This is a genomic window from Ensifer sp. R1-3 (genome assembly GCF_056739175.1).
In genome coordinates this window covers 982,836-1,002,952 of sequence record NZ_CP096515.1, presented here as the reverse complement: position 1 = coordinate 1,002,952, position 20,117 = coordinate 982,836, and the positions used below count along the sequence as shown (strand labels likewise).

Below are 20,117 nucleotides of genomic sequence, written 5' to 3'. Positions count from 1 at the left end.
CCCTAAGCGAATATCATTTGGGGCATAGATAAACGTAGGTTTGGGGTGCGGTGTCGCGAGAAATCCCATTGCAAATCAACGGCTGAACAAACGGCAGCGAGCGATTTCCTGGATTTGCTCCTAATCAGCAAAATGCAGGTGACGGGGTGACAGACCCACCACTGAAGCCGATATCATCGTCTTTCCGAATTTAGGCCTTGCTGAGGGCGGATAATTCAAATCTCCGAAGCGGATTTAGGCCTCGAGCCTGCTATCACGGTTGAGCTCTTTGAAGCTGCTCGACCTTTCGGACCAAATCGGCCAGTGATCGGCTTTGCATTTTCCGCATGACGCTCATTCGGTGAATCTTGACCGTCATTTCGCTTATTCCAAGTTGGTAAGCGACCTGTTTGTTCATCAGTCCGCTCACCACCGCCAGCATAACTTCTCGCTCGCGCGGAGTTAAAGTGTCGGCGAGAGATTTGATCCGGTCGAGCTCCGCATCTGTTTTTCGCCGTTCCGTATTCAATCTGATGGCATGGTCTACTGCCTGCAGCAGATCATGATTGGCGAAAGGCTTGACGATAAAGTCAGTTGCACCGGCTTTCATGGCTCTCACACTCGTCGGGATATCCGCAAATGCCGTCAAGAAGATAACAGGCAGCCGACTTCCGATCGAATTGAGCTGCTTTTGCAGATCCAGCCCAGTGACACCCGGCATTCTCATGTCGACAACGACACATCCTGGGGCGCTCATATCTGCGAGTTGTAAAAACTCCGATCCGCTCGAGAACGCCGAGGCGCGCTTTTTTGTGACCAGGAACAGGTCCAGCAACGACTCGCGCAGTTCCTCGTCATCATCCACAACGTAAACGATTGGATCAGTGGACGGTTCGGCTTGAACGTGTTGCATGGTCTCGCCTCGATCAAAATTGTGGCAAAGTCAAAACGCTTGAACCGGACACCGGACGCCCAGGCTGCCTTGGAGATTACTCGTCGCACGACGGCGCAGTCGGAGACGGCGGTGACAGCGCTACCCTGGCGTGAGGTGCAAGATATCACCGATTAGGTCGGTCGAGACCATAAACCTTGGTTTACGTTCCTCGTCTGTAACGGCATCCGATCACGCCGACCGACCTCAGGGATCATTGCATCGCCGCCTCGACCAGTGCGTGGGAACCGCCGGAGGCGTTTCCCCAACGAACATCACGTCGCGATAGACGCCGGGTCTTCGCGAGGTACGCAAAGGCGCTCCTCGCCGTCCCGGTTCAGATGCTGAGCGATGCGGTTCGAGTTGAAGCCGGGGCATTCTGCCGCTGGCTCCACGCCCACGCTGTCGCCGCTATTCCGAAAATCGCTGGAAGGCTCACCGCGGGAAAGTCGCGAACGATGACGGATGCCGAACAAATTCCGACGGCGACCTCCCACAGATGAAACGCGCCGTGTGCTATCAGCCAAAGCGTCGCGGCCGCCCAGAGCTCGATCCGCCTTTCCGTCCGGTAGATGCCGACAACGAACGCGGCTGCCACAAATCCCTGGATTATACCGATATCGCGGATGAAGTGCTGATTGAAAAATCCCGTGTCAGTGACGCCAGGCACAAAATAATACCATCCCTCCGGATCATAGAGCATGTGGATCGACAACCAGCCTGCCAAAACCACGTTGAACCATACCATCCCGAGCACAAGATATTTGATCGCCTGCATGTCAATCTCCTAGGTTTGATGGCGTGAAGGCTAACATTGCCTATCTGCCGGCACCTCCCAAACGAAGGTTTAGGGACGTCACTCCGCCCCTTGGCTCGCTCGTAGGCTCACCAGCAGCGCGCTTCCATCAATTTATTGTTTCTGCTGCTGTTTCGATTAATTTTGTGACCTCGTCGGGATGGGAGATCATAACGACGTGGGAAGCACCCTTGACTGCAACCGTTCCCTTGGAATTTGCCCGCTCGGCCATCCATTGAAGGGTAGTCGGCGGAATGTTCTTATCCGCATCACCATAGACGAACCAGGAGGGGATGTTCTTCCAGCCGGCCTTGCGCACCGGTTCCGTCAATGCCGCATCGGTTATCGGCCTTTGCGTTACAGCCAGCAATCTGGCATCCGCTAAGGGCACATCAGCCGCGAACTGTTCGGGAAACTTGCTTTGGTCGATGTAGAGGTCCTTTACACCATCCTCCAAAACAACGGGTTCTGCCAGTGTCGGTGCAAGCGTACTGCCAGGTTCCTTGCTGGAAAGCGCCGCAGCAGACTCCCCGGGTTCCGGCGCAAATGCAGCGACGAACACCAGAGCTTTCACGTTGTCGGCGTCGGCTGCAGCCTCGCTGATAACCGAACCTCCGTAGGAATGCCCGACCAGCACGACCGGCGTCTTCAATCCGTTCAAGACGTGCCCGACATATTCGCCGTCGAACTTCACACCTCGGAGCGGATTCGCCACCGCCACGACAGGATAGCCGTCGTTTTCTAACCGTGACACGACCTCATTCCAGCTGGAGGAGTCGGCAAATGCACCGTGCACAAGGACTATGGTTGGCTTCGAGGTTTCAGCAAAAACGGGCATGAGCGAAACCGTATAGAACGCTGCGGATGCTGCTACCTTGATGAGTTTACGCATGGGACATCCTTCCAGGAATTCTTAAATAAAAGGCCCGCATTGCCACTTGGAGGATCATCTCTCCAGGAAAACAGGCACCGCCTCTCCAAGAGACCGCGGTGTAATTTCAATGACAAAAACAATGGCAACAACCCAACCATTGGTTTGCACACCCGTCTATATCGGCGCGCTTTACAACGGCCGTGAGCGAAGGTTCAGCAGTGGCGGGTAACTTGGAAGCTCGCATGAAACGCAGCGTGATCGCGCCATTGCTTTCATACCGCAATGCATCCCCTTCGCGCTGGTATAAATGTCGGCCAACGCGGCAAGCGCGTCGGCCGACTCCTCCCAAACGGTGTGCTTACGCCAGGGACATTCCGCCGTCGACGTGCAATTCCACCCCATTTACAAAGCCATTCGATGCGAGAAGCAACGCGGCTTGGGCGAGTTCTTCCGGCTGACCGTAGCGCCCAGCAGGGATAATATTCGCCATATGCTCCTCGAGTGCCGGCCGATCCGCCTCGCTTACACCCAGCTTTCCGAGAATTTCGGTGTCCACAGGACCAGGGCTTAATATATTGACCCGAATACGCCTTTCCTTGAACTCAATGGCCCAGTTGCGCGCAAAAGCCGCGAGGGCGGCCTTGGAGCCGGCATAGACCGTATGCTGGGGCAGAATTTTCGTCGCCGCCAATGAACTGGTGACGATGATGTTGCCTCCGTCACGGATCAAAGGCGCAATCGCTTGTACACCGAAGAAGACGCCGCGACTGTTCACGGCGAAGTGCTGATCATACTCCTCCGGGCTAACCGTATGGGAGCCCGCAAGATTGATGATTCCGGCATTCGCCATATAGATGTCGATGGCTCCAAAGCGATTCCGAACTTCGGCCGCCAGGCGGCTATGGAACGCGATATCAGCGACATCTCCACAAAATCCGCTGGCGCCGGCACCGATCTCGCGCACGGCATTGTCGACGACGTCTGGCCTCCGTCCGGTTATGATGACGTTCGCGCCCTCGCGCACGAAAAGCCGGGCGGTTGCCTTACCGATTCCGCTGTTGCCGCCCGTGATGATGGCGACCTTTCCATCTAAAGCACTCATTTTTCTAACTCCGTTTCGATACGGAGCAAATAATCGCTCGGCGGCACGGATATTAGCGGTCGATGTGGAACAACTTGTGTTCCTTGATCCGCTAAATCGCAGAGCAGAATATCGTTCCCGGAACAGTTGTTGTGCATGGTGCAGGTCTAATCGCCGAAGTTGGCCCAACCTACGTGTCGGAGGGAACGAGAAGCGCGTGATGGAAAAAGTCCGCGTCTCCTACCGGATTTCTTCATCACAGAGGCAGTAATAATGATCGACGAGACATCATCGAAACCCTATGGGCTCCAGTCGCAATCTAGGCGAGCGCTTTTAGGAGGCGCAGCCGCAATCAGCGCAACACTTTTGGCAAGCGGTGTCTCCGCCCGTGCGGTTCCACAGGGAAAGGCGTCTCCTGAACTCGTGCCCTTTCAGGTAAACATACCCCAAGCGGCACTCGAGGACCTTAAAATCAGGCTGACCAACATCCGCTGGCCTGACAAGGAGACAGTCGAAGATCAGGCTCAGGGTGTTCCCCTGAGTGACGCGAAAGCGTTGGTTGATTATTGGATCAACCAATATGACTGGCGTAAATTCGAGGCTCGCATCAACACGTATCCGCAGTTTCGAACAGAAATTGACGGTCTGGGTGTCCATTTCATTCATGTCCGATCGAAACACGACAATGCCCTGCCGATCATCATGACCCATGGCTGGCCGGGCTCAATCGTCGAATTTCTGGGTACCATCGATCGCCTTACAAACCCCACCGCACATGGCGGCAAGGCGGAGGATGCATTCCACGTCGTTATCCCTTCAATTCCCGGCTATGGTTTTTCCGACCGGCCTAAAGATCTGGGCTGGAATGCAGAGCGCACGGCCGATGCCTGGGGCGTGCTTATGCAGCGCATCGGGTTTGATCGGTGGGTTGCGCAAGGTGGAGACTGGGGGTCGCTGGTTACGCACCGATTGGCGCAACGCAGGCCTGAAGGGTTGATTGCAGCGCACGTCAATCTTCCCCTGGTTTTTCAAACCGAGAAGCTCGCGAATCCTACCCCGGAAGAGCAGCAGGTGCTTCAGTCGATGGCGTTCCTTTCCGGCCCCGCCGGCGCCTACGCGCACCAGCATGGCACGCGGCCGCAAACCCTTGCCTACGGTCTTGCGGATTCACCAGCCGGCCAGGCCATGTGGATTTTGGAAAAAATTCAGGCATGGTCTGACAACAACGGGAACTTCAGCGAAGCACTGTCGATCGACACTGTGCTCGACAACATTTCGCTCTATTGGTTCACCAACACGGCAGGCTCGTCCGCACGCTATTACTGGGAGGTTTTCCAGACCGGGTTTGGAAACTACTCGGCTGGCCCGATCGATCTTCCTATGGCCGCGTCAATCTTCGCGCACGAGTTCTTCAAGGCACCCCGCTCGTGGGTGGAGCGCGCATGGTCGAACCTGTTCTATTGGAACACCGTCGAGCATGGAGGCCATTTCGCTGCCTGGGAGCAGCCGGAACTCTTTTCTGCCGAACTCGTAAAAGCGTTCTCGAATTTGCGGTGATCTCGCGGAAAGGTTTGGATGGCTGGTCAAAGGTCAGCCATCCAATGTGTCCCATCCCCATACGGTAGCAAACTATCAGATGGGCACCATGAAGGTGGGATAAGAATTACTCGGCCACCCCCAAAGCGCGGGCCAGTCGATCTCCATAATCGCGGTCCGCACGGCGACAATTTGCAACGTGCCGGGATCGCACGCCCGCGGACACCTCTGCCATCGACCTTACTGTATTGGAAATAAGGGCTGTCTTCTGTTCCTCGGTCATCAACCGGTAGAGATTGCCTGGCTGTTCGAAGTGATCTTCGTCAACACGATGATCAAAGCGACCGGCCGGACCGTTCAGGCTCAGCATTGGCTCCCTGAAATCCGCCTGCTCGTCCCATTCGCTTGCAGAGTTCGGTACATAACTCGTGGTAGCGCCGTGGTTGCCGTCGATCCTCATCGCGCCGTCGCGGTGGTATGCGTGAACGGGACAACGAGGCGCGTTTACCGGTATCTGGTGATGATTGACACCGAGCCGATATCGTGCGGCATCACCGTAGGAAAACAGGCGCGCCTGCAGCATCTTGTCGGGCGAAAATCCGATCCCCGGAACGATATTCGCAGGTGTGAAAGATGCCTGCTCGACTTCTGCGAAAAAGTTTTCAGGGTTGCGGTCCAGCTCGAGTTCGCCGACTTCGATCAATGGGTAGTCGGCGTGAGGCCAAACCTTGGTCACATCAAAGGGGTTGTGCTTGTGAGACATCGCCGCCACTTCTGACATGACCTGGATATACATTTTCCATTTCGGATATTCGCCGCGCTCGAGATTGTCGAAGAGATCACGCTGATGGCTCTCCCGATCTCGGCCAATTATGTCCGCCGCCTCAGCATCTGTAAGATTTGATATTCCCTGTTGGCTTCTAAGGGTAAACTTCACCCAATGACGCGCGTTGGCAGCATTGATCATGCTATAGGTGTGGCTTCCAAAACCATGCATATGGCGGAAAGAGCGCGGTATCCCACGATCCGACATGACAATCGTAACCTGGTGAAGTGCCTCTGGAAGCAATGTCCAGAAATCCCAGTTGCTCTGCGCACTGCGCATTCCTGTTCGTGGATCACGTTTGACGGCGTGATTGAGATCAGGAAAGCGCAGAGGATCTCGAAAGAAGAAAACAGGCGTGTTGTTCCCGACCAGGTCCCAGTTGCCTTGTTCGGTGTAGAACTTGACCGCAAAGCCGCGAATGTCGCGCTCCGCATCGGCTGCCCCTCGTTCTCCCGCTACTGTCGAAAAGCGAACGAAAATCGGGGTCTTCTTTCCCACTTCGGCGAAAACCGCAGCCTTCGAATATTGGCGGATATCGGCAGTGACCTTGAAGTTGCCATACGCACCGGCGCCCTTGGCATGCATTCTGCGCTCCGGGATCACTTCACGATCGAAGTGAGCAAGCTTTTCAATAAGCCAGATGTCCTGAAGCAGCGCAGGACCTCTCGGCCCCGCAGTCTCGATGTTGAAATTGTCGGATACGGGGGCGCCTGCGGCGGTCGTCAGTCTCTCTTTGGTCATGGCCTCTACCGATGATTCTTGCCGTCCCACTAGGCCATCGGCCGTGGAAGGTGGATAGCTATACGGTCGTTCTAGCGTCTCCCCGCCAGTCGCAGGCGGCGAATCTCCCCGGCGTTGCTTCGCGAAGTGGTTGCAATTGTAACAAGGACGTTTGGAGGGCCTCGAAGGCAAGTTTCAAGCAAGGCGTCGGAACCACCCTCGCGCGCATCAACTGCAACCAGCAAGGGAAATCACTTTCATGAAAATCGGTTCTGACAATTCTCTCTATACCCTGATTGCCCAGACCCGCCGGAATGCGCTGTCTTCCGTCAGTGAGAAAATGGACACGCGCCAGGCTCAGGCTCCCACGATGCCCACCGTGCGTAGCGATCAGGAACTCATTGCGGAATTCCATTCCCGTATGTCGAAGCAAGCGCTCGATTGGGCGGATACCGACAAGGACGGCAAGGTTACCAAGGCCGAGTTTATGGATGGACAGGCCCGCGTCGCTGAGATGAACGGCGAGCCGCACGATACCGCCTACAGTGAAAGCAAGTGGGCGAAACTTGACACGAACGGCAAGGGGTGGGTTTCCGAGTCAGAGCTCCACGATGGTTTGGAGAAGATTTTTCCGGTCAGCGTCGGGCACCTGGATTCAGGTTACGCCGAACGTCTCCGCTCGCGCCGATCGTAGAACCGGTCGTCCGCTCGCCGTCGCGGGATGCCCCTGCGGCGGCTAGGAGATTCGATTGATCAGATGACAATTCGACATCGAGCAACAGCATGAGTGTCACCAAACCGGGTGAGCGCCGGGTAAAGCAGGCACATTACACTAAGCGGATTTGGCGTTGGCTGCCGGCAGGGAGAATATGAACCTCGAACCGATCGGGCCGTTTTTCTCAGCCCAAAGTTGCCCGCCGTGCGCTTCGACAATAGAGCGCGATATCGCAAGTCCCATGCCCATGCCCTTCTCCTTGGTAGTGAAGAATGGCTCGAATATCCGCTCTGGGAACTGCACGCCGGCTCCCCGATCGCTGACCTCTGTGTGAACCTCGCCCCCAACACGGAAAACCCTTATTTTCAGCAGGCGTTCAATTGGAATTGTGGACATCGCGTCCAAGCCATTGCGAACCAGATTCATCAAGACCTGCTGGATTTGAATCCGGTCAAACGGCATCAGCTGGAGGTCATCTTCGACGTTGATTTCCAGCGCCGTGTTGTGCCGCAATGCTTCGGCTGCGACGAAATCCCTGACCTCAGCTAGGACTCCGTCCAGCGTAGTCGTGTCCCGAACGTCGAGCGACTGCTGAAAGAGCGCACGAATTCGCCTGACCACATCCGCGGCCGAGTTTGCGCTCTGAATGATGCGTTCCGCCGATTTGGTAGCTCGAAACAGGTTGGGCGGATCTGCCTGAAGCCATCGCAGGCAGGCGTTCGTAGAGTTGATGACTGCAGACAGCGGTTGGTTCACCTCGTGCGCAATGGATGCCGAGAGTTCGGCCAGGCTGGCGGCCTGACTGGCCCTTGCCAACGCTTCCTGGGCCAACCTTAGGCTCTCTTCGGCTTTAACCTCTCCGTCAATATCCAAACAAATCACGTTCCATTGGGTGATCTCGCCATCCTCATTCCTCATTGGCTTAGCCCTCGTCTCCACCCAACGATACTCGCCGTCGAAGCGGCGAAGCCGATGCCGGCGCGCGTAAGGTTCGCCGCTACGGAGCGATATGGCATAATGCTCCTTTACACCCGCCAGGTCATCCGGATGGACACCTGCGTCAAGCGTGCCGTTCAATCTCGACTTCTCACCGCCGTCGAGGTCTTCAAGCTCGTAACCGAGGAACTCCCTGAGTTGCTGACCACGGAAAATCGGTTCGCCGTTTGGCGCTGCGCAATCGACCATTACCGGCAACGTCTCGACCAGTTGCCAAACGACGCGCTCCCGTTCTTTCAAAGCCTCTTCGGCTTTCACCTGATCTTCAATATCGTAGAGTACGCCGTACCATTGTCTGATCTCGCCGCTCTCATCGCGGAAAGGCTCGGAACGCCCCTCGAACCATCGGTAGACCCCATCCGCCCGACGCATACGATATCTCATTGCAAAGGGTTCACCGGTCCGTCGGCAATGCGAGAAACGCTCGCGAACGTTAGCAAGGTCATCGGGATGAACGAGCTTCTGATAGGCCACATCCAGCCGCCTTCCTTCCGGCAGATCGCAGTCCTCTATCTCGGTTCCGACGAAGTCGCGCAGCCGTTGGTTGATGCCCATTGGAACACCCCGAGGATTCGAGCACCAGATATTCGCTGGGACAGCATCGACTAGCCGGCGTAACTGGCTTTCTCTCTCGTGAAGAGCATTTAGTGCCTGCACTTCGTCGTCGACGTCAACGGAGGCGATCAGCCACTGAACAACGTCACCCGACCGATCCCTGATCGGCTCGCCGCGAGCGTTGATCCAACGATAGTGTCCATCCCCACGTCGCAGCCGGTATCGCACCGAGTAGGATTCGCCTTCTGCCAAAGACCTCACCGTCTTCTTGAACAGGCCCACATCAGCCGGATGCACCAGAGAGCGGAGAACCGTGGCAAGCCGGGTACTGCCTGGGTTATCGAGCTCCGACAGGCCCTCCAAACCGCAAAATTCCAAAAGACGCCTATTGAAGTATATGGGCTCCCCATCGGGCGCGACCCGAATGATGTGGACCGGCAGCAGCTCAACCAACTTTGTGAGCTCACTTATCTCCCGGCTGCACTCGATCAAATGCGATCTCGCGCGCATAAGCTGCGCGATCATGACGCCAGCCAGAACAACCACAACGGCTAACGAGACGGACAGGACCTCGAGCATCATTGGAAATAGTGCCTCATCGAAAGTTTCGCTGCATGGAGCGCAGGAGTTCCCCCTTCGGAAGCCCTGGACCAACCGTTGCCGCGCTGTTGGATGGACACGGACGTCTCCCGGCATGCGCCTGGACGGCAACCCATTCCGCAGAGCACCGACACCGCCAACGTTCCGTTGAGGAGAAGATCGCACGCCGGCGCATTTCGCTGCCTTGCATGCGGGACACTTTCCGTTGAAGCTCTCATCATCACGCGGCGCCCGAACGACCAAAATTCTCGACTAACTTTCTCCCTCCCCCACACGAAGCCCCGGCAAAACAACCCACGTCGTCGCATTCACGACGACCACGGAAACCAAACAGCGGCTCAAAACAAGGTGTGTAGATTTGGACGCAGCGTCCGAAATTCATGCCTTTTGGAGCAGGACAACTGCACTTAGCTATCGACCAGCATGCAAGGCACGGATCTCGAGGAGCGCCAACAATGGACAAGACGTGGATGATAACAGGATGTGCAAGCGGTCTGGGGCGCGCGCTGGCGGAACTAGTCCTCGCAAAAGGAGATCGACTGGTCGCCACCTCCCGCGACATCTCCCGTCTGCAGCAACTCAAGGAACAGTACGGAGATCGGGTCGAACTCTATGAACTTGACGTTACGTCACCCGAAGCATGTCAGGGTGCGATCGATCATGTCATCAGCACATTCGGTGGATTGGACATACTCGTCAACAATTCAGGCTACGCCAGGGTCGGCCCATTCGAACAGACAGCTGCAGACGACTTTAGGACCGAAATAGACGTCAATTTCTTCGGCGTCGTCAACACGACCCGGGCTGCTCTTCCTCTGCTGCGAAAGCAACGCTCCGGCCATGTAATCAATATATCGTCGTCCGCCGGGCGGATCGCGGCCGCCGGAACGGTGGCATACTGTGCGGCGAAATTTGCTGTCAGCGGGTTTTCCGAGGCCTTGGCCAAGGAAGTCGGGCCGCTGGGCATCAAAGTTATCTCAATTGAGCCCGGCAGTCTCCGCACAAACTGGACTTCTGCGGCACTTGCAACGACACCTGCGCTGGAATCGGACTATGAACCGATACTCGGCCCCAACGTCCAGTTCGGAAAGACGATCGTTGGCCGTGAGCCAGGCGATCCACAAAAGTGCGCCGCAGTCATCTTCGATCTTTCCCGGACGGACGAGCTACCACATCATCTGATCCTCGGAAGTGATGCGATGAAACGCATCGACGCAGGCGAACGCGCCAGATCGATCGATGCCGAGAAATGGCGGCCGGTAAGCGAATCCGTCGATTTCCGCGACACGTAGCCCCTGCCCGCCGTGCCAGGCACCGGAGCAAAAAGAAGGGCCGTTTCCGGCGGGAGAAACGGCCCTTGCAAGGCGGACATAATGCCCGCCATCCTCGGCCGGCGGGGAACGCCGAGGACGCTATCAAGCCAACATCGCTGAGAGGAAGAAGCGATATCGACGAATAATTACTACGCTGTTGTAGGAACTCTTAGTATTACACGTTGGTTTAGGTGAAGAATTCCGCAGGAAGTATTTACTGCCGCGTGTCGCAGCTTACTCGCAGATGAAGGCAAGAATCCCCCAACTGCCTCAACCGGCGGCTAGCTTTCAAATGGAGCATTCATCACAAAATCGACGGAAGACGGCCCCTCATACCCCGGCACATATCGCATTCCAAAGTCGCGCAGGAAGTTGTCATAGGTCGTTTCAGGCGCAGCCTCCACCATGTGGCAGAAGCAGCTTGTCATTTTCCTCTTCATGCCTAGCCGCGGATACGCATCAGTAATCGCCTTTCGATCGGCAGCCGGTATCCGGTCATATTGAAGCCCGACAACGTCGAGACAAACGCCAGCCGTACAGAGGGCGACTTCAGGCTCCTTATACAGACCTATTGAAGGGGTCGAGTTGAGCGCGACGCTGTCCCAGATCAACTGGGCACGGCTATCGCTGACGCCCGCATCCAATGCAAACGAACGAGCGATATCGGCTCCCTCAACTTCGAATCGGCGGGGACCTCGGAAGGACGTGTTCAGGGTCACGTCATGCAGCAATGTTCCGAGCGCCACGACTTCGCTGTCATACTTTATGTCTTGAATCCTGGCCAAGGTGACTGCAAACAACCACGACCGAACGACATGGTTGAAAAGATACGGTTCGTAGACCCGTTCAGCGTATTCGATCGCCCTTCTGACCAATTCTGTGTCCGGGACAACCACGCCAGCCAGAATTCGCTTGTCATCTCTCATGTCACCCTCCGGCTATCGGTCGTCAAGCTGGCTGTGTCATAGGACAGATGCGCTGGCCCCATCAGTATACATAGTGCGTATCCGGCCACGCAGTCCTGACGCCACAGGTAATTTCACGAGGATCGTTCAACGAGCTCCGGTAAAGATCGCCATTGCAGATGATGCCCTGTCGGCCGTCTTCGCTCTGGCATGTCTGCCGTCCCGCGGCTCGACACCGTTGGTGGTCGGCCCGCCGCCGGGTCGATTTGGTCTTTGTGGCTTTGGTAGCACTACATCCGTGGCGCGGGAGCTCCGTCTCGAAAATAGAGACGGAGCCTCAGCGGTCGACCGCATCATGGATAACTATGCGGTTCCTCCGGTCCACCCGGGCCATGAGGATGCTCGCTGCTGTAGCTATGCGTCGTCTTTGCCGCATCGCCGATGGCGACATCGCCGTTCATGCCATAGAACACAACGTGCAGGCCCCAGTAAGCGGTGCAGAAGACAATCAGCGCGGCCGAAAGACCGAGAGGGATGTTCGTTACTCTCCGTTTAAAGGTGGTCATCAGGTCCACGCCCCGACGATGGTCCGCCGCGACGGCAATCAGGATGGCCATGATCAAGCCATGGCCGATCAGGTCCACACGGCCGAATGGCCAGACGGCGGCCGTGAAGATGACGAGCAGCGCGATTGCGGACAGTCTCCGGATCAAGGGTGTCCAGAGCAATCCGAAGCCAAGGGTGAATTCGGTGACGCCGGCCATCGGAATGAATACGTCTCTCGGCATGCCAAATGTCAGGAACGGCTTTTCAACGACCAGAGGATAGAACCAGCTTGGAAAGGCAAATTTTTCGAGGCTTGACCACATCAGGGCGATCGCGAGGCCCCAGCGAAGCGCTTCGAAACGGCGCGACCTCAGTTCCTCATTCTTGAGAGGCTCGAGAACGAGATATCCGGCGACACCGAGGCCGAGAGCAAGATAATCGAAGAGGTGAAAGAGCTCATAGTCCCTCAGCGCGAGCATCCATAGTGCGATGATCCCGATTCCGGCGATGGGCATCGTACGGCGGGAGAATATGCAACAGGCGATCACGAGCTGAAGCCAGGAAACCCACTCGGCCGGGGTTTTCAAATCCGGGGTCAGATAGACGCCCCCGACGGCGAAAATAGCGATGAAGAACGCGGCGATGATCGACCGGATGTAGTCGTCCTGACGCTCCCAGAGGGAATCGGTCGCCCAGTTCAAGGCGGTGATGGCTGTTTCGCCCACAGACGTGCGTTCTATGGTGCGGGCCAGAATGAAAAAGACCAGGACAAGAGCAATACCCACCCAGAACCAGATATCCCGCAAGGTGTCGCCGGCCGGCTCAGGTCGCGCCCCCACGATGTAGGGGGCAAACCACTTCACGTGAGCGAATGCAGAGATTGGGGCTAGGGTGATGATTGCTGTTGCAGGGAGAGCCCGCATGAGCCATTGGGCCTGCTTCCGCATGGAAGTCACCTTCGTTGAGATAACGATTGCATCGAAATGTCAGGCGACGAGCAATTCGTCCGCCGGCCCGAAAAATTCGAAGTGGACCCTGTCGGGGGAGACACCTGCCTTGGACAGCGCCGGAACGAGCGCCCGCAGGAAAGATTTGGGACCGCAGAGATAAAAATGAGAGGTCTCGAACGGGGTCTGCGAACGGAGCCAATCGACGGTGATGAAGCCATCGTGGTCGTGCGAGAGGCCCGCCGCATCGTTGGCCGCAGGATTGCTGTAGAATGTCTTGACGGTAACACGGTCATGGGCCGACGCGAGACTTCTCACGTGCTTGTCCATGGCGTGCGTATTACTGTTCAAAGCCCCGTGGATGAAATGGGCTTCGAGGTCCGGGTAATCCTTCGCAATCGCCTCGAGCATGCTGACCATCGGGGTTAGGCCAACGCCCCCCGAAACCAGCACCACCGGGGCGTTTGGTTCTTCAGGAAGGAAGAAGTCGCCCGCGGGTGGCGTCACCTCGATTTCCGATCCGACATTGGCATGGTCGTGGAAATACAGGGAGCCACCCTGCCCCGCGGCCTCGCGCTTTACCGAAATACGATAGTATTCATCATTCGGCCCGCAGGAGATCGAGTAATTCCGCTTGACCAGACTCCGGTCTGAAAGCGGCAGCCTAAATGTCAGGTACTGGCCCGGCCGATGACGGATGACGCGATCACCGTCCGAGGGTCTGAGGATGAACGACGTCACAACGTCGCTTTCCCTAATCTTCTCGGCAATCGTGAAACGACGCCACCCGTTCCACCCGCCACTGCGGCTCTCAATATCGGCGCGAAGATCACTCTCGCGCTCCTTGAGGATATCCGCAAGGAACCAGTAAGCCTCGCCCCAGGCATTGAGCAGCGCAGGTGTTGCGGCGTCGCCGAGGATGTCCTGGATGGCGGCGAGTAGGGCCTCGGCCACATACGGATAGTGCTCCGGGAGGATGTGATAACCGATGTGCTTATGAGCTATCCGCTCGATGACGGGACCGAGGGCGCTCAGGTTTTCGATGTTCTTGGCATATCCGAGGATGGCAGCCGCCAAAGCATGCACCTGGGAGCCACCCTCGCCCTGGTTCGCATGATTGAACAGGCTCTTGATATGCTCGTCCCGGAAAAGACGCGCATACATGGCCTTTGTGATGTCGCTACCATGAGCTTCGAGTGCGGGAACGCTCTGTTTTACGAGCTCGATGGTTTCGGCGGACAACTGGCGTGACATGATATTCGGCCCTTTTTGCTCAGTGTTGATAAATTTCGACCGGACGGCGGTCGTAAAACTCGACCCGCAGCTTCACGGGGCCGGCGAGTTCGAGGTTGTGGGAAATTTCGGGGGGAATAATTGCGGGAGTGCCGGGCTCGAGCAGCCGGGGACTGGAGATGCCATCTTCGCGGTAACGCACCTGCCCCTCTTCGACGCGCACTATTCCCCAGGTTCCAGCCTTCAGGGCATGAGCTCCCAGCAACGCTCGCGGCAGCGTGGTCTCGTCGAAAAGTGATGAAATCCGGTAGGGTGTGGGCGCAGTCGGTGGCTGGGGAACTGCATCGGCGATAAGCTTCTCCCCGCAGATCATCAGAGAAAAACGGGCAGCGATCGTTTTGGCCTTCGCCTGCATCTCACGGGCTGTTTGCGTTGGCAGGAGCTCATCGGTCGCCTGATGCCAGAGCTCGAGCCAACGGATGAACATGGCAGGCTGAATCTTCTCGGCGTGCACAAGGTGCATCGATAGAGGATTGCCCTTGTAGCGCCCCGTTGTAAGCATCATCGAAGACCAGAATTCCGACAGCCTTGTCAGATGCTCATTCCAGTCCTCAACAACCTGGAATACCGGGCCTAATTGTTCGTCAGCACGCACTCGGTCGTAAAAGCGGGCCAATACCCGGGAAATGTCCGCTTCGGTTAGTTGATGCGTCATGGATGTCTCCAAAAGATGCATTTTGAATACACCTATTCCATTCGGCAAAAAGGTGCTACTGAAATGCATCTTTTCTGATCGGGCGTTTTGACGCAGGGTTTAATGAGGCTAACCAAATACACCGACTACGGCATTCGGGTCTTGATACACCTTGGTTTAATCGAAGGTGAGCTTGGCTCGATCCGGGAGATCGCGGCGGCGTTCGACATTTCTCAAGACCACCTCAAGAAAGTGGTCAACGACCTATCGGGTGCCGGCTTCATCGAGTCGGTCCGTGGAAGAAACGGTGGCATCAGGCTTGCGCGACCGCCGGAGCAAATCAACCTGGGCTCTGTACTACGCCACACCGAGGGCCTTGATGAACTGATCGAGTGCGCAGGTTGCCCCATAGCCCCGGCATGCGGTGTACCACCGGTTCTCGCGGAGGCCTCAGCCGCGTTTGCGGCTGTCTTCGACAAATATACGGTCGCTGATCTTATCGTGAGAAAGCCTGAACTCAGACAGTTTCTCGGGGCAGATCAGGTTCGATTTAATGCCTGCTCGAAGTAGAACGCCAGTTGACAGTGACATGGCAAAAACCTCTTCCTTCTAATCAGTAGGTCGTGGGGTCGAATCCCTGCCGCTCACGATATAAAAAGCAATAAAATCAAATCGCCCTGCACAACCAAAATTGAGCAAATCACTCGCATCAACACGTGGTCTGGAGTAAGCGATATTGAAGCGTAACGTGCGCGCCATGAGACTGCTCGCCCTGGCGGCCATTCTGATCGCAGTGCTGCTGTTGTTCCTGCTCGTATCCGGATTTGCCGATGTCCCCTGTCAGGACGGCACCTGGGACCCGACCAGATATACCTGCGTACATACAGGGGTGACGTCATGAAGGCTGCCCCTCGGCACTCCCGCATGCTATAAGAGATCGATGACCGAAAACGAACAGCAGTACGAGTTTTCCGAGTTCTCCGGCGAATTCGTCGACGACGACATCATGGTCACTATCGGCATATACCGCCCGGCCGGCAGCAACGCAGACTGGACGCTCGAGGTCGTCGATCAAGAGGGATATTCAACCGTCTGGGATGATCAGTTCGCTACCGACCGCGATGCTTTCCAGGAATTTCTGGCGACCGTCCATCGCGACGGAATACGCAGCTTTCTCGATCAGTCGATCCGCACCGTCCATTGACGCTGCTGATCTGCGCCGATTTGCCCCGTCGACTTCACGACGGCAGGCTCGTTCCGCCCGCAATGCCGCTGATGTGATCAGGACACGGAAAATCGCGCTTGATGTAAATGTGCAAAAGCGCTTTACCTGCCCATGTATTTTTGAAGAGGCGTACCGGAATCGCGGAATCAGACCTTTCTCGCTGATGAAACCGCAGATAGCGTCTCTGCGCAGCTGCATTCTGGCTGCGTCCCCGAATCCAATGAAGGCAACTGGATGAGGGCTTGCCCCGCCATCGTGCGGGGCTTTTTCGTGGCCGATGGTACAGCTCGGGCAACCAATTCGAGGCACCCGACACGGAATCGTCCGCTCTCCCTCATGCCCATAAGGATGCGGTCGCGACGTCCGTTTGTAGCCCATTTTAGTCAGAGAGTAAGCATTGCGCCTCGAAATAGGTTGTGCTGCAATTCGCACTCAACCGGAGTGCTGCCATGTTCGATAATGAAGAGATCGGCATCCCCTGCCCCGAATGCGGCCATGAGACCAGCAGGCCTGTCGCTTGGGTGAAGGCGAACGACGAACTCCCCTGCAGGAGATGTGGGACCGCCATCGTGTTGGCGAACGAAAAGCACTTGATCACGATAGAGCAAGTCGCCCGGAACATGACGAAACTCAGACGATCGCTGGCAAAGTTCCGCAGGAATGCTCGTGGTGCGCGTTGGCACCGGTGACATCCATCCGCCGCAAAAAGAAATCCCTCCCCGAATAGCGCTTCGAGGAAGGACTGGCGCCCGTGTGAACCGTCGCTAGAAGTTGAAATAGATCGTCACGCCCGGGCGCCGGTGGTAGCGGTGATAGTCACGATAGCTGTAGTGCCTGTAATGGCGGGGATAGCACCTGCCGTAGTAGCGGCAGGACCGCGAAGCGTACCGTCTGTTCCAGTGGCGCTCCGCGCGCCAATGGCGATGGCGCCGGTGATTGACCTGCTCGACGGCGTCGGTCTTCACTTGTTCCGGCATAGGCACGAATATCGGTGCAGCGCTCACCGGAAGGGAAAAAGACGCAGCCAAGACTACGGCTGTGAGGGCGGATAAGAGCTTTTTCATGGTCTACTCCTTCTCGCTGCCTATCAGCTTGAGCCATCATGCCTGAACCGCTGATGAACAACGCAACGCCCTCGAAACGGCGCGTATCCAAGGAAAATCGACTATCAACGAAATATATCCTCGAAGTTCGCACGCTTGATCGGGCAATCGTCTGACATTGAGTCGGACTAAAGTCCAAAGAGTGGAACCGCTTGCTTATTTCCCCGTTGAGTGACGAGTTCAACGAGAGGAAATGCTATGAAGAAGCTCGTATTTATTACCGCGACTGTCGCGCTCATCGCCAGCGGTGCTGTCGCGCAGCAAGCCGACGGTACCAATGCGGCAACCGGCATGGTCGGCGGCGCCGCAACCGGCGCCATTATCGGCGGCCCGATCGGGGCCGGGGTCGGCGCCGTGGTAGGCGCCACGCTCGGCGGCGCACTCACGCCGCCTCCTCCCGAAGTGGTCACGTATGTTCAGCAGCAGCCGGCACCGCCATCGGTGGTCGTTCAGCAGCCGATTGCGGTCGGCAAGCCCGTTCCCGAAACCGTTATGCTGACTCCGGTCCCGGATAATCCCACCTATGCATACGCGGTGGTCAATGAGCAGCGTCTCATTGTGGAGCCGAAGTCGCGCACAGTCGTTCAGGTCATCAACTGACCTCACGGTGGTCAGAACGGCCACCCCACGCTTCGCATAGGGCGCCAGGCCGGCCCGCGTTTACCGCCGGCCTGGAACTTACCCGCGGCGTGTCCGTTCACCCGTGATGAAAGGAGTTGAGCGATGAACCAGATTATCTACCTCGTCGGCCTCGTCGTGATCGTGATAGCCATCTTGTCGTTCTTCGGCTTGAGCTGAATCGAGACGATCCGCTCATCGTCGCGGCCAAGCCGACCCGGCTTTTCCGCAGCTTCCCTCACGGACGCCGTGGATTTATTCGCTGCGGCGTACCGGAAACCGGGATTCAGACCTTCCCACCAGTTCGGCTCAGAGATAGCGTCCGCGTCGTAGTTCCGTTGGAGCTACATCTTTCCCCGCATTTCGTTTGCCAAGCGGATGCGTGCCTGCCCCGCCATCGAGCGGGGCTTTTTTATCGCCATAGCTCCACGTCCCGCCGTGGCTTTGATGCATGCGCGTTGCGGCCGATGCGGGAGTCGACGCGGACCTATCACTGATCTGGCGGACTTTGGTCCCGGTGTCATAAGGCTCTTGGCTGGCCAAAGGTCCGATACGCTGCGCTGCCGGCTGCGATATTGTTCGCATGGAAGGCTGCAGCAAAGCCATCGGCGATTGTTGCAGAGAGATCGCGAGGTCCGAAGCCAGCCGCCGCTGGACGGCGGACCCCGCGAGTGGCCCCGGAGCGGCGTCCCAGTAGTCCCTTCGGGCAGCGCCGCTCTGGGGCTTCGCCGAACCGCTGGGTCGAGCCGGCAACTCGCCTGCCGTCACGGTATATTTCACTCAGGTAACGTAACGTTACTGTATCCGATTGATAGTCCTACAGTAAAAACAGGAACAAATCACGAAGTACATCGTTCTTCCATCGTATATCAAGGGAGTACGACAGATGAACGCCAAGATCTTCATTGTTACTGCGATCGCAACGGGCATCTTTGCCGCGCCCGCTATTGCAAACGACACCAACCAGGGTGCGGTGACGGGTGCCGCGGGTGGAGCCGTTACCGGCGCTATCGTTGGCGGTCCCGTGGGCGCTGCCATCGGCGGTGCGGTCGGGCTCGTCGCCGGCGCGGTTATCGCTCCTCCGCCGCAGCAGGTCGTAACCTATGTGCGACAGCAGCCGGTTCCCGCCGATACCGTCGTGCTGCAGGAGCGGATCGCCGTCGGTCGTCCGCTGCCGCGGACCGTGGCTCTGACGCCCGTTCCTGAGAATCCCTCCTACGCGTTCGCCGTGGTGAACAACCAACGCGTGATCGTCGACCCAAGAACCTACACGGTCGTCCAGGTCGTTCAGTAAGAGGCATTGGAGCGGGGTGCGGAAAAAGTCTATGCGCTTTTCCGACCTCATCCCGCTCAACCTTATAGATCATGTTCATGATCTTGGTCGACCCGACCTGAGATCATCGTGGTCCAGAGCATTTCCGCGCTTCTTCGAGTCGCGGAAATGCTCACGCCCTTCGTTTCCGTGGTGTGGCACATACACATCGCTTTTCAGCAAAAACTCATTCATGTAAAATTGCCGCTTCCTTCCAAGTCGGAATCGCCCTCTATCGAGGGGAACCAAGGAACCATCCCGCCGTTTCCCCCTAGGTTCGCTTCCGGAGGGCTGCCACCATGTTTACCGCCTTGTTGATTGCCTCACTCGCGGCGCCTTCGAGTCTCGTCTCGGCCACCGCTACGGTCGATGATCTCCAGTCCGATTTCGAAACTGCCGTGGCCTGCCGGCAGATAGACGGCAGGAATGTATGGAAGGGCGAGCTGGCCTACTACATCCAGTCCTATGTCTATGAAGGCGATGCAGCCGCTTCGGCGGACCGCGCCGACATGGCTGATGCCGTGCTGCCGGAGGACAACGAGCCGGAGACGGTCAAGGAATTCGAAGAGGCCTGCGCCGGGTCGGCCGGACACGCACGAAGGTAACCGTTCG

General features: G+C 57.1%; 20 protein-coding genes and 1 pseudogene. 10 read left to right on the top strand and 11 right to left on the bottom strand.

The window, feature by feature from the left end:
• Positions 1 to 253: 253 nt before the first annotated feature.
• From M1D43_RS04845 to M1D43_RS04830, 4 genes are all read right to left on the bottom strand, one after another.
• The gene (locus tag M1D43_RS04845; protein WP_003531006.1) at positions 254 to 892 is read right to left on the bottom strand and encodes a response regulator transcription factor; all 639 of its coding nucleotides are present in this window, start codon (positions 890 to 892) and stop codon (positions 254 to 256) included.
• Positions 893 to 1,247: 355 nt separating this feature from the next.
• Positions 1,248 to 1,688 (bottom strand): hypothetical protein, encoded by a 441-nt coding sequence (locus M1D43_RS04840; RefSeq protein WP_003531005.1) that lies wholly within the window; start codon positions 1,686 to 1,688, stop codon positions 1,248 to 1,250.
• 127 nt (positions 1,689 to 1,815) lie between these two features.
• Positions 1,816 to 2,544, bottom strand: a complete 729-nt coding sequence (locus M1D43_RS04835; protein WP_050543914.1) for an alpha/beta fold hydrolase — start codon at positions 2,542 to 2,544, stop codon at positions 1,816 to 1,818.
• Positions 2,545 to 2,938: 394 nt separating this feature from the next.
• The gene (locus M1D43_RS04830) at positions 2,939 to 3,682 is read right to left on the bottom strand and encodes an SDR family NAD(P)-dependent oxidoreductase (RefSeq protein WP_003531000.1); all 744 of its coding nucleotides are present in this window, start codon (positions 3,680 to 3,682) and stop codon (positions 2,939 to 2,941) included.
• Between the two features lie 252 nt (positions 3,683 to 3,934).
• Between M1D43_RS04830 and M1D43_RS04825 the strand changes: the two genes are divergently transcribed.
• Positions 3,935 to 5,218, top strand: coding sequence for an epoxide hydrolase family protein (locus tag M1D43_RS04825; protein WP_080573443.1), 1,284 nt, complete (start codon positions 3,935 to 3,937; stop codon positions 5,216 to 5,218).
• Between the two features lie 106 nt (positions 5,219 to 5,324).
• On the opposite strand, the gene M1D43_RS04820 is transcribed toward M1D43_RS04825, so the two are convergent.
• Positions 5,325 to 6,764, bottom strand: coding sequence for a catalase (locus M1D43_RS04820; protein WP_127541770.1), 1,440 nt, complete (start codon positions 6,762 to 6,764; stop codon positions 5,325 to 5,327).
• A 238-nt stretch (positions 6,765 to 7,002) separates the two neighbouring features.
• Between M1D43_RS04820 and M1D43_RS04815 the strand changes: the two genes are divergently transcribed.
• The gene (locus M1D43_RS04815) at positions 7,003 to 7,437 is read left to right on the top strand and encodes an EF-hand domain-containing protein (protein WP_003530995.1); all 435 of its coding nucleotides are present in this window, start codon (positions 7,003 to 7,005) and stop codon (positions 7,435 to 7,437) included.
• A 138-nt stretch (positions 7,438 to 7,575) separates the two neighbouring features.
• Here M1D43_RS04815 and M1D43_RS04810 read toward each other — a convergent pair.
• Positions 7,576 to 9,474, bottom strand: a pseudogene (locus M1D43_RS04810) (PAS domain-containing sensor histidine kinase); the annotation flags it as partial.
• 515 nt (positions 9,475 to 9,989) lie between these two features.
• Here M1D43_RS04810 and M1D43_RS04805 point away from each other — a divergent pair.
• A complete protein-coding gene (locus M1D43_RS04805) occupies positions 9,990 to 10,901 on the top strand; it encodes an SDR family NAD(P)-dependent oxidoreductase (protein ID WP_318853675.1) in 912 nt (303 codons plus the stop codon).
• Between the two features lie 302 nt (positions 10,902 to 11,203).
• Here M1D43_RS04805 and M1D43_RS04800 read toward each other — a convergent pair whose 3' ends face one another.
• The 4 genes from M1D43_RS04800 to M1D43_RS04785 form a co-directional block, all read right to left on the bottom strand.
• Positions 11,204 to 11,848, bottom strand: coding sequence for an HD domain-containing protein (locus tag M1D43_RS04800; RefSeq protein WP_153314207.1), 645 nt, complete (start codon positions 11,846 to 11,848; stop codon positions 11,204 to 11,206).
• Between the two features lie 332 nt (positions 11,849 to 12,180).
• Positions 12,181 to 13,236 carry a hypothetical protein gene (locus M1D43_RS04795; RefSeq protein ID WP_318853673.1) on the bottom strand — a complete coding sequence of 352 codons (1,056 nt, stop codon included), beginning with the start codon at positions 13,234 to 13,236 and terminating at the stop codon, positions 12,181 to 12,183.
• Between the two features lie 123 nt (positions 13,237 to 13,359).
• Entirely contained in the window at positions 13,360 to 14,562 is a 1,203-nt protein-coding gene (gene hmpA / locus M1D43_RS04790; protein ID WP_318853671.1) for an NO-inducible flavohemoprotein, read from the bottom strand.
• A 31-nt stretch (positions 14,563 to 14,593) separates the two neighbouring features.
• On the bottom strand, positions 14,594 to 15,268 hold the full coding sequence (locus M1D43_RS04785) for a TehB-like domain-containing protein (protein WP_498814119.1): 675 nt from the start codon (positions 15,266 to 15,268) through the stop codon (positions 14,594 to 14,596).
• Between the two features lie 102 nt (positions 15,269 to 15,370).
• Between M1D43_RS04785 and M1D43_RS04780 the strand changes: the two genes are divergently transcribed.
• The 4 genes from M1D43_RS04780 (at position 15,371) to M1D43_RS04765 (ending at position 17,161) form a co-directional block, all read left to right on the top strand.
• Positions 15,371 to 15,817: an Rrf2 family transcriptional regulator gene (locus tag M1D43_RS04780; protein ID WP_153314201.1), complete on the top strand. Its 447-nt coding sequence runs from the start codon at positions 15,371 to 15,373 to the stop codon at positions 15,815 to 15,817.
• 166 nt (positions 15,818 to 15,983) lie between these two features.
• The gene (locus M1D43_RS04775) at positions 15,984 to 16,148 is read left to right on the top strand and encodes a hypothetical protein (RefSeq protein ID WP_080573441.1); all 165 of its coding nucleotides are present in this window, start codon (positions 15,984 to 15,986) and stop codon (positions 16,146 to 16,148) included.
• Positions 16,149 to 16,187: 39 nt separating this feature from the next.
• Entirely contained in the window at positions 16,188 to 16,451 is a 264-nt protein-coding gene (locus M1D43_RS04770; protein ID WP_003530987.1) for a hypothetical protein, read from the top strand.
• Positions 16,452 to 16,921: 470 nt separating this feature from the next.
• Positions 16,922 to 17,161, top strand: coding sequence for a hypothetical protein (locus tag M1D43_RS04765; RefSeq protein ID WP_003530986.1), 240 nt, complete (start codon positions 16,922 to 16,924; stop codon positions 17,159 to 17,161).
• 75 nt (positions 17,162 to 17,236) lie between these two features.
• On the opposite strand, the gene M1D43_RS04760 is transcribed toward M1D43_RS04765, so the two are convergent.
• Positions 17,237 to 17,536 carry a hypothetical protein gene (locus M1D43_RS04760; protein WP_003530985.1) on the bottom strand — a complete coding sequence of 100 codons (300 nt, stop codon included), beginning with the start codon at positions 17,534 to 17,536 and terminating at the stop codon, positions 17,237 to 17,239.
• Positions 17,537 to 17,773: 237 nt separating this feature from the next.
• Here M1D43_RS04760 and M1D43_RS04755 point away from each other — a divergent pair, with 237 nt between their 5' ends.
• The 3 genes from M1D43_RS04755 (at position 17,774) to M1D43_RS04745 (ending at position 20,110) form a co-directional block, all read left to right on the top strand.
• Positions 17,774 to 18,175 (top strand): DUF1236 domain-containing protein, encoded by a 402-nt coding sequence (locus M1D43_RS04755; protein ID WP_003530983.1) that lies wholly within the window; start codon positions 17,774 to 17,776, stop codon positions 18,173 to 18,175.
• 904 nt (positions 18,176 to 19,079) lie between these two features.
• Positions 19,080 to 19,487, top strand: a complete 408-nt coding sequence (locus tag M1D43_RS04750) for a DUF1236 domain-containing protein (RefSeq protein WP_003530981.1) — start codon at positions 19,080 to 19,082, stop codon at positions 19,485 to 19,487.
• Between the two features lie 317 nt (positions 19,488 to 19,804).
• On the top strand, positions 19,805 to 20,110 hold the full coding sequence (locus M1D43_RS04745) for a hypothetical protein (RefSeq protein WP_003530979.1): 306 nt from the start codon (positions 19,805 to 19,807) through the stop codon (positions 20,108 to 20,110).
• The last annotated feature ends 7 nt before the right edge of the window (positions 20,111 to 20,117 follow it).